The 16,000-nt window shown below is 32.8% G+C and carries 13 protein-coding genes; 7 read left to right on the top strand and 6 right to left on the bottom strand.

Features of this window, described 5'->3' with window-relative positions; translation table 11 throughout:
• Window positions 1–41: 41 nt before the first annotated feature.
• Window positions 42–1,283 carry a S41 family peptidase gene (locus ACRHNM_RS04735; protein ID WP_431134208.1) on the bottom strand — a complete coding sequence of 414 codons (1,242 nt, stop codon included), beginning with the start codon at window positions 1,281–1,283 and terminating at the stop codon, window positions 42–44.
• A gap of 96 nt (window positions 1,284–1,379) precedes the next feature.
• A complete protein-coding gene (locus ACRHNM_RS04730; protein WP_431134206.1) occupies window positions 1,380–2,177 on the bottom strand; it encodes a LytTR family DNA-binding domain-containing protein in 798 nt (265 codons plus the stop codon).
• Window positions 2,178–2,278: 101 nt separating this feature from the next.
• Here ACRHNM_RS04730 and ACRHNM_RS04725 point away from each other — a divergent pair, with 101 nt between their 5' ends.
• Window positions 2,279–3,061, top strand: coding sequence for a tRNA pseudouridine synthase A (locus ACRHNM_RS04725; protein WP_431134204.1), 783 nt, complete (start codon window positions 2,279–2,281; stop codon window positions 3,059–3,061).
• Between the two features lie 6 nt (window positions 3,062–3,067).
• On the opposite strand, the gene tsaD is transcribed toward ACRHNM_RS04725, so the two are convergent.
• Window positions 3,068–4,090 carry a tRNA (adenosine(37)-N6)-threonylcarbamoyltransferase complex transferase subunit TsaD gene (gene tsaD, locus ACRHNM_RS04720; protein ID WP_431134202.1) on the bottom strand — a complete coding sequence of 341 codons (1,023 nt, stop codon included), beginning with the start codon at window positions 4,088–4,090 and terminating at the stop codon, window positions 3,068–3,070.
• Window positions 4,091–4,196: 106 nt separating this feature from the next.
• Between tsaD and ACRHNM_RS04715 the strand changes: the two genes are divergently transcribed.
• The 5 genes from ACRHNM_RS04715 to ACRHNM_RS04695 all read left to right on the top strand — a co-directional run bounded on the left by ACRHNM_RS04715 (window position 4,197) and on the right by ACRHNM_RS04695 (window position 12,068).
• The gene (locus ACRHNM_RS04715) at window positions 4,197–8,606 is read left to right on the top strand and encodes a translocation/assembly module TamB domain-containing protein (RefSeq protein WP_431134200.1); all 4,410 of its coding nucleotides are present in this window, start codon (window positions 4,197–4,199) and stop codon (window positions 8,604–8,606) included.
• A 137-nt stretch (window positions 8,607–8,743) separates the two neighbouring features.
• Window positions 8,744–9,730 (top strand): 6-phosphofructokinase, encoded by a 987-nt coding sequence (gene pfkA, locus ACRHNM_RS04710; protein WP_431134198.1) that lies wholly within the window; start codon window positions 8,744–8,746, stop codon window positions 9,728–9,730.
• Between the two features lie 41 nt (window positions 9,731–9,771).
• Window positions 9,772–10,764 carry a type I glyceraldehyde-3-phosphate dehydrogenase gene (gene gap / locus ACRHNM_RS04705; RefSeq protein WP_431134196.1) on the top strand — a complete coding sequence of 331 codons (993 nt, stop codon included), beginning with the start codon at window positions 9,772–9,774 and terminating at the stop codon, window positions 10,762–10,764.
• Between the two features lie 77 nt (window positions 10,765–10,841).
• Window positions 10,842–11,702, top strand: a complete 861-nt coding sequence (locus ACRHNM_RS04700) for an N-acetylglucosamine kinase (RefSeq protein WP_431134194.1) — start codon at window positions 10,842–10,844, stop codon at window positions 11,700–11,702.
• Window positions 11,703–11,705: 3 nt separating this feature from the next.
• Entirely contained in the window at window positions 11,706–12,068 is a 363-nt protein-coding gene (locus ACRHNM_RS04695) for a methylglyoxal synthase (RefSeq protein ID WP_431134192.1), read from the top strand.
• Here ACRHNM_RS04695 and ACRHNM_RS04690 read toward each other — a convergent pair.
• The 3 genes from ACRHNM_RS04690 to ACRHNM_RS04680 all read right to left on the bottom strand — a co-directional run bounded on the left by ACRHNM_RS04690 (window position 12,061) and on the right by ACRHNM_RS04680 (window position 14,681).
• Window positions 12,061–13,791 carry a sodium:solute symporter family protein gene (locus ACRHNM_RS04690; RefSeq protein WP_431134190.1) on the bottom strand — a complete coding sequence of 577 codons (1,731 nt, stop codon included), beginning with the start codon at window positions 13,789–13,791 and terminating at the stop codon, window positions 12,061–12,063. The two genes, ACRHNM_RS04695 and ACRHNM_RS04690, sit on opposite strands and share 8 nt — an antisense overlap.
• A gap of 114 nt (window positions 13,792–13,905) precedes the next feature.
• Complete coding sequence (locus ACRHNM_RS04685; protein ID WP_431134188.1) at window positions 13,906–14,328, bottom strand: hypothetical protein; 423 nt, start codon at window positions 14,326–14,328, stop codon at window positions 13,906–13,908.
• Between the two features lie 128 nt (window positions 14,329–14,456).
• Entirely contained in the window at window positions 14,457–14,681 is a 225-nt protein-coding gene (locus ACRHNM_RS04680; protein WP_040249025.1) for a hypothetical protein, read from the bottom strand.
• Between the two features lie 203 nt (window positions 14,682–14,884).
• Here ACRHNM_RS04680 and corA point away from each other — a divergent pair, with 203 nt between their 5' ends.
• On the top strand, window positions 14,885–15,955 hold the full coding sequence (gene corA / locus ACRHNM_RS04675) for a magnesium/cobalt transporter CorA (protein WP_431134186.1): 1,071 nt from the start codon (window positions 14,885–14,887) through the stop codon (window positions 15,953–15,955).
• The last annotated feature ends 45 nt before the right edge of the window (window positions 15,956–16,000 follow it).

Raw genomic sequence — 16,000 nt, 5'->3', positions numbered from 1 at the left:
AAGTTTAATCAATTGTGCATTAGAACCACATAGCGTTTATTTTATTGGTGAGTATTACTTTCAATAATTTCTAAAGTTTGTTCAATCCAATCTCTATTAAAATCTAATGCTATTTCAGGTGAGACGCCTTTTCCTTCATACTCATAAAATTCATGAAAATCCATATCTGTTGGCAACATTCTAAAATGACGAGAAGGTGTATCATAACTTCTTCCATAATTCGTACCATAAGCGATGATGCCAAATGTCGTTTGACCCAAATGTGTTCCATTCTTCAAGCCCTTAAGTTTAACTGTAAATTGCTCACCATTACTTCCTGTATAGCAATTAGTTAATACGTAAACATGTTTGTTTTTTAACAGTTTTAAAAAGCGATCTGAGAATTTTTTATTTCCACCACTATTACTTCTAAGATCTACGATAATATGTTGAGCAGTTAGTTTTTGCTTCACATCGTTATAGAATTTTTGATGAGCACTCTTCTTTCTGTTGCTAAAATTTCCAAAATACAGATACTGTGTATGCTCATTAATTTGTTTGAAATCTAACTCAGGTTCACCATCTTCACGAAACTCATAATTATTAGTATTGCCAACTTTTTTATAAGACCATAATCTGCCATTTTCAAAAGAAAAACTTTTGACCTGACCTGGAGTTCTTGTGATACCATCATAGTAATACACATTATATTTATTTCCGTTGATGTGAGTTGCATAAAATCTAATTTCTCCAGGCTCCCATTGACTTAAACTGCTTTCTAAAACAACACCTATTACATCTTTTTGGTTGTCAGCATAATACATCCCAATTTTTTGTCTGTCTACATAGTAATCATAAATCCCTTCTAAATCTTCTAATGGTTTTTTAGATAATTCTTCTTTTAGTTCTGAAAGATTACGATTGGTTCTTGGATGGTTTTTAAATAGATCTGAAGCTTTAAACTTTGTTAACGCATGTTGGTTTTTTGCGTCTTCTTCAGATAAAAAAACACTATTAAAACTGATAGAAGCATGTCCATCGTTGACAAAAGACATTTGCTCTAATAACATTTTATAGCAGTCTTCAATTAAAACAGGGTGTTGCATTTTTGCTGAAAGCGCAGTATATGTCTGTTCAAATTGATTAGATATTTCACCTTTGATTTGCTTTTTGTAAGATGGCATCTTTTTTATTTTTTCAACTAAAAAATCTAAATCCGCTTTACAATCGCAAGTCTGAGATTGCGAAAAAACTGAGGTTACAGTAAACAGTACAATAAGACTAAGTGTTGTTAAATTTTTCATGATTAAATGGTTTTATGTGATTAAACTTTCTGAAGCAAATATATTTCAGAAATCATATAAAACTCAATAATAATAGGCGTTTGGGGTGAAATGACCTTAGTCTGTGGTGAAATTTAAAGTCTTTTTTACAAGGTCTAAGTACGTTTTAGAAATTGGAACTTCAATGTTGTGAGATAAGTATAAAAAATGTTTTCCTTTTTCAGTTTTCCAGGATTGAAAATGAAAAGGGTTGATGATAAAACTGCGATGTGTTCTTAATACTTCGGGAAACGAATCTTCAATAACAGATAATTTATTTCTAATGAGAGTTTTCTTCAAAAGCGCTCCATTTAAATAAAACACTTCAATATAATTATCAGACGATTGAATACATATCAATTCATCCAGCTGAAGTCTTAAACCCTCATATTGACCTTCACCTTGAATTTCTATTTTTTGGGCTTCCAATTTTTTCTCTTTATACTTTCCGAAAGCAAAACGACCAATCACAATAATTGGTAATATAGTAAAGATGGCAGGAAGCATAATCGATTTAAAATGATACCAGAAATCATATGCATTAGGATGCCAATCTACAATAAAATGTAAGTAAAAAAGGCGTAAGGTAATAATAGAAATAAGAATAAATAAACCTAAGAGTATGAGTTCGTTTGACAGTTTCCATACTGATTTATGTTTGTTATACAACCACATTTGAAACGGAAACACACTCATATATAATAATGCTCCAATACATCCGTAAATTGGTAAGTAAATGAGTTTTTCAGTGTTAGCAAACTCATTGACATCTAAAGGTTCTGTAAAATATAAAAACACAAAAATCCAAACGAATAACCCTAATGCAATGAGCAGGTGGTGTTTTAAAGAAGGGTCAAATGGGTATTGTTTATGCACTGAAAAATTTTATGCTTAAAAGTAAAACATCAATCTAAGACTACCAATAAGTATGCATTCAAAAATTTTGTAAAAACTCATAAAATGGCGTTATTGCTCATATGTTCAAGAAACGATTTTATTATTTAGTTAAGATCCAATACTTAGGGTATCGATTTCATGGTTGGCAAAAACAGCCAAAATTGAAAACCATACATTTCATGATTGACAGAACGCTTAATTTTATTCTCGATGGAAAACAATTTAAAACGCTTGGTTCTGGACGAACAGACGCGATGGTTTCAGCTAATGAATCTGCTTTTGAGTTGTTTGTTTATGAGAAAATTGAAGATGAAACTGCATTTTTAGAATTGTTTAATCACAATCTTCCTCAGGACATAAGAGCTTTAGACATTAAAGAAATTGATGCTGAGTTTAATATCATTCAGCATTCTAAAATTAAAGAATATGTGTATTTGTTTACATTCGGACAAAAATGCCATCCGTTTTGTGCTCCTTTAATGACAACTATTCTCGACGATTTAGATATCGAACTTATGAAAAGAGGTGCGCAACTGTTTGAAGGTGAGCATAATTTCAAACCTTACTGTTTCAGAGCGACAGATCAAGGCTTATATGTAAGAACGGTTGACAGCTGCAAACTGATTGAAAACACGTTATTTACAGCAAATTTCTTTCCGAAGAACACCTACACACTTATTGTAAAAGGAAAAGGCTTTGGCAGAAACCAGATTCGTTTAATGATGGGAACACTTATTAAACTAGGTAGAGGAGAGGTGAGTTTAAACTATATTGAAAACTCGCTAAAACCTGAAAGTTCAGAAGTGATGGATTTTATTGCTCCTGCTTCGGGATTGATTTTAAATTCGGTAGCATTTGAATAACAATTCCTATATCTTCAATCTGGCAGAAGCCATCACATTTTGTTCAGCATAATTACCTTCTAAAAATTTAAGATATCCAACAATAGCAATCATCGCGGCATTATCTGTTGTGTATTCAAACTTCGGAATGTAAGTCGTCCAACCAAATTTCTGTTCTCCATTTTTTAAGGCTTGACGTATCCCAGAATTTGCCGAAACACCTCCACCAATAGCAATATGATGAATCCCAGTTTGTTTTGATGCCAGCTTTAGTTTATCAATTAAGATGCCTATAATCGTATATTGAATAGACGCACAAATATCATTCAAGTTCTCTGCTATAAAATTGGGATTTGCTTTGACTTTTTTCTGAATAAAGTATAAAATAGCAGTTTTTAATCCCGAAAAACTAAAGTTAAGTCCATCAACTTTTGGTTTAGTAAACTGAAATGCCTTTGGGTTGCCAAGTTGCGCTCGTCTGTCAATTTCTGGTCCTGCTGGATATCCTAAACCTAGAATCTTTCCGCTTTTATCAAAAGCCTCTCCAACTGCATCATCAATAGTTTCACCAATAACATCCATATCAAAATAAGAGGATACCTTAACAATTTGGGTATGTCCACCAGAAATGGTCATTGCCAAAAACGGAAAAGAAGGCTTTACGAAATCTGCTTCTTCAATAAAGTGTGCTAAAATATGTGCTTGCATATGGTGAACATCAATTAAAGGAATATCTAATCCATAAGCCAATGATTTTGCAAAGGATGTTCCTACCAGTAACGAACCCATGAGTCCTGGACCACGTGTAAACGCAATGGCATTCAATTGCGATTTATCAATATGTGCTTTTTTAAGTGCCTGATCAACTACAGGAACAATATTTTGCTGGTGAGCTCTGGAAGCTAATTCAGGAACGACTCCACCATATTCTTCATGTATTTTTTGACTGGCCACAACATTGCTTAAAATTTTCCCGTTATGCATCACAGCAGCTGCAGTATCATCGCATGAAGATTCAATAGCAAGAATATATATATTTTGTGAGCTCATTAATATAAATTAGGCACAATAATTGTTAATTTTGAGGTCAAAGTTATAACTTTAAAGGCGTATCAAAAAATTCCTAAAAATACTATCTAAAATAATAGCAATTATTTTGTTATTATTCATCATTTTGGTGCTGATACTGTCTATTCCTCCAGTTCAAACGGCTTTAGGCAAATATGTCACAAATTGGGTTAATGATGACTTTGGAACCAATATCAATATAGGAAAAGTCGGACTCCAGTTTAATGGTGATGTAGAACTTAAAGAAATTTATATTGAAGATTACAAAAAAGATACGCTTATTGCCATTCAAGAGTTAAACACATCTATTCTTAACTACAGAAATCTCTCTAATGGTAAACTTAATTTTGGCGATATTGATATTTACGATTTAACATTCAATATTAAAACCTACAAAGGTGAAGACGATACCAATCTTGATGTGTTCGTTGCCAGATTTGATGAAGATAATCCTCGTCCTGAAAAAAGCGGATTCTTACTATCCTCAAGTGATGTTTCTATATATGACAGTACATTTAGACTAATTGACGAAAACAGAGAAACTCAAAACGTTTTAGAATTTAATGATTTAAATGTAAATGCTACAAACTTTGTTATTGATGGCAGTGATGTAAAAACTCGAATAAACACTCTCGCTTTTAAAGATAGTAGAGGTGCTCATGTTCAAAATTTAATGACAGATTTTGAATACACCTTAACCTATATGAATTTTAATAACCTAATTATAAAAACTGAAAAATCAACACTAAAAGGTCAATTGCGTTTTGATTACAATCGGGAAGATTTTAAAGAATTTGAAGACAAAGTTCAGGTTACTGCAGATTTTACAGATTCCGAAGTGGCTTTAAACGACCTAAATACATTTTACAATGAATTTGGTGTTGATCAAAAAGCGAAATTCAATGTCAATTTAACTGGAACACTAAATGATTTGAATGCAAACAACCTTCAATTGAATGCAAGTGGTAAAACACAGATTTTTGGGGACTTAAATTTCAAGAATCTATTCAGTAGAGCAGAAGGTGATTTTTCAATGAATGGACGTTATGATAACCTTACTTCAAATTACTACGATTTAAAAGCCTTACTTCCTAATATTTTAGGGGAATCCATTCCAAGTGTATTTTCAAAACTTGGTGATTTCAGAATTACAGGAACATCGTATATCACAGATACAACCATAGACGCTAATCTTAGGATTAATACCAGTTTAGGAATAATCATCTCTGATATGAAAATGACTCATGTTGATGATATTGACAATGCAGATTACATAGGAAATGTAGTTTTTGACGCTTTTGATTTAGGGGTGTTACTTAATGATCCTAATGTTAAAACAACATCTTTTGATTTAGATGTTAATGGAAAAGGATTTACTGTCGAAAATCTTAGCACTCAGGTTACAGGTAAAGTTTTTCAAATTGAATATAACGATTATAATTATCAGGACATTGATGTGTCTGGCAAGCTTGGAAATCAGGTGTTTAATGGTCTTTTAGAATCTAAAGACGAAAATTTTAAATTTAAATTTAATGGGTTAGCAGATTTATCACAAGACATTAAAAGTTTTGATTTCAATGCAGACGTAGCATATGCAAACCTGAAAGCACTTCATTTTATTGAGAAAGATAGCATTTCCATATTTAAAGGTAACGTGACCATGTCTATGAAAGGCTCTGGTGTTGACGATGCTTTTGGTACTTTAAATTTTAAAAACACAACCTATATTAATGAAAATGACGATTACTACTTTGAAGATTTCATAGTAACATCAACCTTTAGCGGAACGCAAAGAACCCTTAAAATAAACTCTCCAGATATTATTGAAGGTACGATGAAAGGCGACTTCAGGTTTAAAGATCTCGCTAAACTGGCAGAAAATTCTGTAGGAAGTATTTATGCAAATTATTCGCCTTATCAAATTGAAACCGATCAGTATGTGGAATTCAATTTTAAAATTTATAACAAAATTGTTGAAGCCTTTTACAACGATTTAGAATTGGGTCCAAACACAACCATAAAAGGACGTATTGAAACTAATGAAAAGAATTTCAACCTCACATTTAAATCACCTCATATCAAACTCAAAGATTATTTCGCCAGTGATTTATCACTTTTGGTAGATAATAGTAATCCTGTATTCAATACTTATATTGAGATCGATTCATTGCGAACAAATTTTTACAATGTGTCAGATTTTAGTTTGATTAATGTTACCCAAAGAGATACCTTATTCATTAAATCTGAATTTAAAGGTGGTAAACAAAACACCGATGATTTTGACCTTAGTTTATATTATACTATTAACGAAGAGCAGAAGTCGGTTGTGGGTTTTCGAAAATCGGATATTACGTTTAAAGGGAATACATGGACCATTAACGAAGAAAAAAATAATGCTAATAAAATTACATTTGATCGAAGTTTAGTGTCATTTGATATTGATACTATCATAATGACCCATTTTGATGAACAAATTGAATTGTATGGCAAAATTGAAGATGCCAATACAAAAGATCTTAATCTCAATTTTACAGATGTCGATCTGACTAAAATCACACCTCGAATAGATAGTTTAAGTCTGGCTGGAAACGTAAATGGTCAATTAAAAGTGCTACAAAATGATGGTGTTTATATGCCAAGCTCAAATGTGATTATTAGTGATTTAAGAGCTAATAAATATGAGTTAGGAGAACTCAAAGCCAATGTCGTTGGTAATGAATCCTTAACCAATTACATTGTAGATTTAAATCTGAAAAATGACAACTTAAAATCTTTAGCTGCCAAAGGCACTATTGACGTTAGTGACAGCAACTCCAGTATAAACTTAGATGTCAATTTTGATGAGTTCTTACTTGATCCTTTAAATCCGTTTGGAGAAGGCATTATAACAAATATCAGAGGTTTGGTTACAGGTAATGCTAAGGTTACTGGTAGCTTAAAAGATCCTCAGATTAATGGTGATCTTCTTCTTGATAATGCAGGACTTACAATTCCGTATCTTAATGTAGATTATAGTTTTGATTTTGATTCTCGTGTAAAATTAGAATCCCAAAAATTTATTTTTCAAGATGTAGAAATTACAGATTCTGAATACTTTTCAAAAGCAATACTCAATGGATTTATAGGTCATAAAAACTTTTCAGACTGGAAACTAGGTTTAGAAATAGACACATCAAGACTTTTGGTTTTAGACACTGAATATGACGAGGAAGAACTGTATTACGGAACAGCTTTTGTTGATGGTCAGGCCGATATTATTGGTCCAACAGATGCTCTTAAAATAGAATTTAATGGAAATACAGCACAAGGTACAGTTTTTAAAATTCCATTAAGTGATTTAGAAACCTATGGAGACAACTCTTACATTCATTTTTTAACACCAGAAGAAAAGAACATGAGAGGGAAAGGAGATGTTATTAGAGAAAATGTATTTAAAGGTCTGCAATTGCAGTTTAACCTGTATGTAAATCCGTATGCAGATATCGAAATTGTAATTGATAAAAACTCAGGAAGCACAATTCAAGGTAAAGGTAATGGTAACTTGCTCTTTGATATAAACACCAACGGAAAGTTTCAAATGTTTGGGGATTTTCAAATCACTGAAGGAACTTATAATTTCGCTTATGGTGGATTAGTTCAAAAAAAGCTAACTGTTGTTCCTGGTGGATCTATTCGCTGGGAAGGCGACCCCTTAAAAGCACAAATCGGATTAACAGCAATTTATAAAGCACAAGCAAATCCTTCAGTACTATTAGACAATCCTATCAATAGAAATATAGATGTTGAAGTTAAAATAAATCTGGCTGGTCAATTAGAGCAACCTGATCCAGACTTCTCTTTCGATTTTCCAAATGTAGATTCTAACATCAGGTCTGAGCTTGAATACCGATTAGAAACTAAAGAATCGAGAGAGTTTCAGGCACTCAACGTTTTATCATTTGGTTCTTTTGCAAGTGAATTTAACTTAGGACAAAGTGCTTATGGAACGATTTCAGATCGTGTAAATTCTCTATTTAATAGTATTTTAGGAAATGATGGAAGTGACAAAATTAACATTGGTGTCAATTACCAGGTAGGACAGCAAACTACAGAATATGAAACTAATGATGAAATCGGATTAACATTAAGCACTAAAATTAGCGACAGAGTACTTGTTAACGGAAAAGTTGGAGTTCCAATAGGAGGCGTCAGTGAAACTGTTATTGCAGGAGATGTACAAATTGATGTGCTTTTAAATGAAGAAGGTACCTTAACTGCCAAGTTTTTTAACAGAGAAAATAATATTAGAAATTTTGGAGAAGAAATAGGGTACACACAAGGTGTTGGTTTATCGTATAATGTAGAGTTTGACACCTTTAAGGAATTGATTAAAATTATCTTCACTGGAAAAAATAAGCCTAAAGAAAAACTTAAAGAACTTAAATCGAAAGAAGAAGAAGAAAAATTACTCCCAGATTTTATAAATATGAAGTCAGAAAAGGAGAAAAAAGACAAATAAGCTTCTTTTTATTTCGTAATTCACAATGAGTTATTAACGAAAACGTTTGAAATTCTTTCGTGCTGTTAAATTATCTCAAATACAACAGCATTTCTTATTTATGTTTACTAATTTTACTAAAACAAATACAACTTTTTATGTTGAATACCATAAAAAAAATAGGAGTTATGACTTCTGGTGGAGATTCGCCAGGCATGAATGCAGGTATCCGTTCTGTTGTTAGAGCTTGTGCGTTTCACAATATAGAATGTATAGGGATTTATAGAGGTTACGAAGGCATGATTGAAGGTGATTTTAAATCTATGAATGCCAGAAGTGTTAAAGGTATTATTAATAAAGGTGGAACCATTTTAAAATCTGCTCGCTCTAAAGAATTTAGAACAGCCGAAGGTCGTAAAAAAGCATACCAACAACTCTCAAAAGCTGGTGTTGATGCCCTTGTAATTATAGGTGGAGATGGTAGTTTTACAGGTGCTATGATTTTTAATCAGGAATATGGCATGCCTGTTATGGGAATTCCTGGAACCATTGATAACGATATTTTCGGAACGACCCATACTTTAGGTTACGATACTGCCTTAAATACAGTGGTCGAAGTTATTGATAAAATTCGCGATACTGCAAGTTCTCATAACCGCCTATTTTTCATAGAAGTTATGGGAAGAGATGCTGGACACATTGCCTTAAATGTAGGAGTAGGAGCAGGAGCTGAAGAAATATTAATTCCTGAAGAAGACCTAGGACTGGATCGTCTTTTAGAATCGTTGAGACGCAGCAAGCAATCTGGAAAATCATCGAGTATTGTGGTTGTCGCTGAAGGTGATAAAATTGGTAAAAATGTGTTCGAACTCAAAGATTATGTTGAAGAAAACATGACAGAATATGAAGTACGAGTATCTGTTCTAGGACACATGCAACGTGGTGGTTCTCCATCGTGTTTTGATCGTGTACTGGCAAGCAGAATGGGAGTAAAAGCTGTCGAAAGTTTAATTACAGGAGAAACAAATTGTATGGTTGGATTAAAAAATGATGTGATGACATTAACTCCTTTTGATCAAGCTGTAAAAGGAAAATCAAAAATAAATTTAGAACTATTACGAGTATCAGATATCATGTCTATATAAGTAATGGCTATATACTAATATTAACATAGAAAACTAAAAAAATGAAATTAGGAATAAACGGATTTGGTAGAATTGGCAGAATCGTATTTAGAACCACTGTAAAACGTAATGATGTAGAGGTGGTTGCTATAAACGATTTGTTAGATGTAGAGCATTTGGCATACTTATTAAAATATGACTCTGTTCACGGAAGATTCGATGGAAAGGTTGAAGTTAAAAATGGTAATCTAATCGTTGACGGAAAAACAATTAGAGTTACTGCTGAAAAAGACCCTAAAAATCTAAAATGGGATGAAGCTGGTGTCGAAGTTGTAGCCGATTGTACAGGTATATTTACTACTCTAGAAACTGCCCAGTATCATATTGATGGTGGCGCAAAAAAAGTGGTCATATCAGCACCTAGTAAAGATGCTCCAATGTTTGTAATGGGTGTAAACGATGATAAATTAACAGCTCAAGACACAATCGTATCTAACGCTTCATGTACAACTAATTGTTTAGCTCCACTGGCTAAAGTAATTGAAGACAATTTTGGTATTGAAGAAGCTTTAATGACAACCATTCACGCTGCAACATCTTCACAATATACCGTAGACTCTCCTTCTCGTAAAAATTATCGTTTAGGACGTAGTGCCTTAAATAATATCATTCCAACATCAACAGGTGCTGCCAAAGCTGTAGGTAAAGTCATTCCTGAATTAGATGGAAAATTAACAGGGATGGCTTTTAGAGTACCAACTGTAGATGTTTCTGTTGTTGATTTAACGGTTAGAACCAAAACAGAAACATCTTTAGAAGCTATTAAAACAGCAATTAAAAATGTAGCAAATGGATCAATGGCAGGTGTATTGGGATACACTGAGGATGCCGTGGTGTCTCAAGATTTTGTAAGTGAAGAAAGAACCAGTGTTTTTGATGCTGATGCATCAATTGAATTAAATTCAAAATTCTTTAAATTGGTATCTTGGTACGATAATGAATTTGGTTATTCTAATAAATTAGTTGACTTAGCAAAAAAGGTTAACACTCTATAATTTGTATTATCATTACATCCGTAGCTATTGAAGTTATCAGTGTCATATGCTACGGATTTATTTTTAAACTCATCTTTATGATTTTAATAACAGATAGCGGTTCTACAAAGTGTGATTGGATTGTGATTGATAAAAACGGAAATCAAATTCATGAAAAAATACGCACTAAAGGACTTAATCCAGCCATTTTAAAAGAGAAAAAGCTAAAAAAAATTATTAAAAACAGTGATGAGTTAATGCAGATTAAAGATCAAGTAACTCATATCTTTTTTTATGGTGCAGGCTGTGGCACAACCAAACCCAAGCTAATGCTTCGTAATATTTTAGAATCCATTTTCAAAAATGCTGTTATTGATGTTCAGGAAGATACAATGGCTGCAGTTAGAGCTACTATTAATCATAGTAGTGAACCTGCTGTTGTTTGCATCATGGGAACAGGTTCTAATTGCAGTTATTTTGATGGTAAAAAATTGCATCAACGGGTCGTATCATTAGGATATACCTTAATGGATGAAGCCTCTGGAAATTACTACGGAAAAGAATTAATTAAAGATTACTACTTTAATCACATGCCAGAAGACATTAAAATGGCTTTTGAACATAAGTATAACACGGAAGCCGATTACATTAAATACAACCTGTATAAACAACCAAACCCAAATGCTTATTTGGCGAGTTTTGCTGAGTTTATGTTTTTAAATAAAGATTCTGAATACGTCATTGAATTAATTAAAAAAGGATTTCGTCTCTTTGCCAAGAACATGATTTTTCAATATAGAGACGAATTAAAAACGGTTCCTGTTCACTTTGCAGGATCTATTGCTTTCTTCGCAAAAGAAGAAATACATGAAGTCGCTAACGAATTAGGATTTACAGTTGGTAACTTTGAAAGACGTCCAATTGAAGGTTTAGTAAGTTATCACATCAAACAATTATAAATTATGGAGATTGCTATCATAGCTCACGATGGAAAAAAAGTTGAAATGATTCAGTTTCTAAATGAACACAGATCACTTTTGCAGCAAAAAAGTATCAGCCTTGTGTCTACTGGGACTACTGGTGAAAAAGCAATAAAAGCTGGTTTTGAAGTGCAGTGTTTGCTATCTGGACCTTTAGGAGGTGATGCACAAATAGCAGCTAGAGTTGCTGAAGGTAAGTGTGATATGGTCTTGTTTTTTAGAGATCCACTCGAAAAACATCCTCACGAGCCAGACGTATTAATGCTTCTTCGTATTTGTGATGTCCATGATGTTCCTTTGGCCACAAATCCAGCTACAGCAGAGTTGCTAATTAAGGCTATTTAGATTCTGCTTTAAACGATTTAATAATTACAAGAGCACAAATAACAGTTATTGCTAACAATCCGAAAGCCAATGCTGTTTTTCCGTAGATAAAGTTTCCAATTGCAAAAAGAGTACAATACACGCCAATAACTCCACTAAAGAAACCTAGAATTTTCATTCCGAAACCTTTAAATTTAGAATGTTTTCCAAAGATTAAAGCATTAAAGGATTGTAAGGTATCATCGTTAGCAGGTTTTGTCATTAAAGTCACAATTAACCATCCTATTGTAGTAATTACCACACCAAACACCAATTGCCAATGGCCAGCAATAGTTACCATAGGAGTTTCTAATTTTCCATTGATAAAAAAGAAGACAGCAATCACAAAAGAAATAACCATAGCAGCAATTTCACTGTAAGGATTAATTCTACTCCAAAACCATCTTAAAATAAATAACAAACCTGTTCCTGCTCCAATTTGCAATAGCAAATTAAGAACTTCTCCAGCCGATTGTAAAAAGAACGAAAATAATGCAGCACAAATCATAAGTGCCACAGTGGAAACACGTCCAACCAACACTTCATCTTTATCAGTAGCATTCGGGTTTAAGAACCGTTTATAAAAATCATTCACAATATATGAGCTTCCCCAATTTAACTGTGTTGAAATCGTGCTCATAAAAGCAGCAATTAGTGATAATAAAACGATTCCTATCAAACCAGAAGGCAAATAGGTCATCATTGCTGCATATGCAACATCTTCACCTTGCATTGAAGCAGATAAGCCAGGGAATGTTTGATTTATACTTTCTAAGTTTGGAAATACAATTAACGATGCCAGTCCTACTATAATCCATGGCCACGGACGAATAGCATAATGTGCTACATTAAAAAAAAGTGTCGCCCAAGTAGCGTGTTTCTCATCTTTTGCAGCAAGCATACGTTGCGCAATATAACCACCACCTCCAGGTTCTGCTCCTGGATACCAGGTGCTCCACCACTGCACAGCCAATGGAATGATGAGCATGGTCACTAATGCTTCAGTATTATTAAAGTCAGGAAAAAAAGCTAGCTTATCACTAACATTCACATGCGCTAATAAATTTGATGTTCCGCCAATTTCTGGCAAGTTTACAATATAAATAGTAGCCCAAACACTTCCAACCATTGCTATAATAAACTGAATAAAATCAGTAATTAAAACCCCTTTTAATCCTCCAAAAGCCGAATAAATAACTACAATAATAGAAGAGTAGAGAAGCATTTCACCTTGGGAAATTCCTAAGAGAATATTTGCTATTTTGGCACCAGCTAAACAAACACCAGCCATAGTAATAACATTAAAAATAACTCCTAAATAAATAGCTCTGAAACCTCTTAAATAACCTGCGATTTTTCCACTGTAGCGTAATTCATAAAATTCTAAATCTGTAGTAATTTCACTTTTACGCCATAGTTTTGCGTAAAAAAATACAGTAAGCATTCCAGTTAACAACATTGCCCACCAAACCCAGTTTCCAGAAACTCCATTTTGTCTAACGAGTTGTGTTACTAATCCAGGCGTGTCTGCAGCAAAAGTTGTTGCTACCATACTAACACCAAGCAACCACCAAGGCATGTTTCGTCCCGACAGAAAAAATGCCTTTGAATTTTTACCAGCCTGTTTAGATACATAAATACCAATGCCTGCGAATAGGATGAGAAAGAAAATGATAATTATCCAATCAAGAGTAGAAATAATCATAGTTGAAGTTGAAGTCTTAGTTAGTACTAACAAATCTAAGATATAAATTGAAATAAAAAAGGCATCAGTGTTTAACTAATACCTTTTAGAATATTTTGCTTGGTAATTAATAGTTTATCTAAGCCATCCTTTAGCGGTAGCCATCTTTGAAAACCAGACTAAGAATGCGCAAACTACAATAATCATTATTGGCATCACTGGGTTTACACCTTCAACAGTGGTCATTAAATATACTTGCTGTATGGTCGCTGCAATAAATGAAATTACAAATAATATAAAAGCCCATTTTTTTCTTATTAAAAGCGCTAAACAGCCTAAAGCACCACAAAAAACAGCCAAAGCAAATGCAGCTGTAAACCAAGCAGGATGTTCCATTAAAAATTCGGCTTGTTGTTCTTCTGGAAGTGCTGCAATAGCTTCATCAGTAATGAAAGCTTGAAAAAGATAAGCCATAACTCCCATAGCGTTCCAGATTAGGGCAACAACGGCAATAATCCAAAACCAAACAGTTGGTTTCGTGTTTGAATAATCAGTCATAATATTTAAATTTTAGTTGGTTATTGGCAACAATTTATGAAAATAAATATTAAATCATAAAAAAACCTTTCTTGAGTTTGTGAATTTCACAAACTCAAGAAAGGCATAACTTATAAAAAAACAGGTCTTTAATCTTCTACAACATGTAAAACAGGAGTCTTATTTACCCATTTTCCATTTTTAGATTCCCCAAGAATAAGTACGTCTTTAGTTTGCTCGTACTCTTTGATGGTTCTTAACATTTGTTCTTTAGTATCTCTATGTAATTTAATACCAGTATTTTTTCCTTTGTTTCTTATTTCGATATAAAATCCGTCTCTGAATTTTATAGGTTTAGTTGGAGGTCTTCCCATGAATTATATTTTATGAAGGATTCAATTTGCATATTAGTGAAAATAAAATCAATATGCAAGCCTTCGTTTAATTTAACAAAATTAAAACAATTCAGACTCATAAAACAGCTTTATTGATAGCTAAAAGTTATTAATTAATTGACTAATGTTATACCAAAAAAGATTTTATATATTTAACCATAGGTTAATCAACAACGCACTCGATGAAAGTCAAAAAGAAAAAAAGAGCATATAAAGCTACAAATTTGCCTCCGGGAACAATGGCTTATAAAGGCAAAAAGGTTTCTTTAGAGACTGTAATTGATATTATTAATTACTCCAATCAGACGTTTACTAAAATTGATTGCAATGATGTTGAAGATGGTTTCAATTTTGAAGGAAACGAACAGGTAACATGGATTAATATAAACGGACTCAACAACATACAAGATATTGAAAAGCTTGGAACGCATTACAATTTACACCCTTTAACCTTAGAAGATATTGTAAATACGAGTCAGAGACCAAAGCTGGAAGAGTTTCAAAACTATATTTTTATCGTATTTAAAATGCTCTATTTTAAGGATAATGAAGAACTACATTATGAGCATTTAAGCATGGTTGTGGGTTCAGATTATGTACTGACTTTTCAAGAGGCTGATGGAGATGTATTTAACGACCTTAGAGATCGTATTGAAGCTGCTAAAGGTCGAATACGTTCTCAAGGAGCAGATTATTTAATGTATGCCATATTAGATGCTATAGTAGATAACTATTTTACTGTTATTGAAGCTGTAGGTGATAAAATTGAAGATTTAGAAGCTAGTATTTTTGAATCTCAAACAGATAATGATAAAACACCAAACCAAATCCAGCAATTAAAACAAGAGGTCTTAAAAATAAGACGCTCCATTTTTCCTCTAAGAGAAGTTATTAATCGACTCGAAAAATCAGACAACAAAATTATTAATGAAAAATCTCTAAGTTATATCAGAGATTTGTACGACCATATCATACAAGTTAATGAATCTATCGATTTATATCGTGAAATGGTCTGGAGTTTAATGGATATGTACATGACTATCATTAGCAACAAAATGAATGAAGTCATGAAAGTACTAACCATTATAGCTACTATTTTTATTCCGCTGACCTTTATTGCAGGCATATATGGTATGAATTTTTCCTATATGCCAGAACTCCAAGCTGAAAACGGATACTTCATTTTACTTGGTATTATGTTTGTTCTTTTCATTTTAATGTTAATTTATTTTAGAAAGAAGAAGTGGCTTTAACATAATTTATGTTAAATAAATCTTAATTCCGTTAAAGGTCGTTAA

Origin of the sequence: Psychroserpens mesophilus, from assembly GCF_050617655.1 — a bacterium.
Taxonomy (GTDB): Bacteria; Bacteroidota; Bacteroidia; order Flavobacteriales; family Flavobacteriaceae; genus Psychroserpens; species Psychroserpens mesophilus_A.
Note: the sequence above shows the minus strand (reverse complement) of the source record. Positions and strands in the feature narration are given on the sequence as shown.

Coding starts and splice junctions, on each gene's coding strand:
- gap (WP_431134196.1), top strand. CDS start 9,772: ATGAAATTAGGAATAAACGGATTTGGTAGAATTGGCAGAATCGTATTT.
- pfkA (WP_431134198.1), top strand. CDS start 8,744: ATGTTGAATACCATAAAAAAAATAGGAGTTATGACTTCTGGTGGAGAT.
- ACRHNM_RS04735 (WP_431134208.1), bottom strand. CDS start 1,283: ATGAAAAATTTAACAACACTTAGTCTTATTGTACTGTTTACTGTAACC.
- tsaD (WP_431134202.1), bottom strand. CDS start 4,090: ATGAGCTCACAAAATATATATATTCTTGCTATTGAATCTTCATGCGAT.
- ACRHNM_RS04725 (WP_431134204.1), top strand. CDS start 2,279: ATGTTCAAGAAACGATTTTATTATTTAGTTAAGATCCAATACTTAGGG.
- ACRHNM_RS04690 (WP_431134190.1), bottom strand. CDS start 13,791: ATGATTATTTCTACTCTTGATTGGATAATTATCATTTTCTTTCTCATC.
- ACRHNM_RS04695 (WP_431134192.1), top strand. CDS start 11,706: ATGGAGATTGCTATCATAGCTCACGATGGAAAAAAAGTTGAAATGATT.
- ACRHNM_RS04685 (WP_431134188.1), bottom strand. CDS start 14,328: ATGACTGATTATTCAAACACGAAACCAACTGTTTGGTTTTGGATTATT.
- ACRHNM_RS04680 (WP_040249025.1), bottom strand. CDS start 14,681: ATGGGAAGACCTCCAACTAAACCTATAAAATTCAGAGACGGATTTTAT.
- ACRHNM_RS04700 (WP_431134194.1), top strand. CDS start 10,842: ATGATTTTAATAACAGATAGCGGTTCTACAAAGTGTGATTGGATTGTG.
- corA (WP_431134186.1), top strand. CDS start 14,885: ATGAAAGTCAAAAAGAAAAAAAGAGCATATAAAGCTACAAATTTGCCT.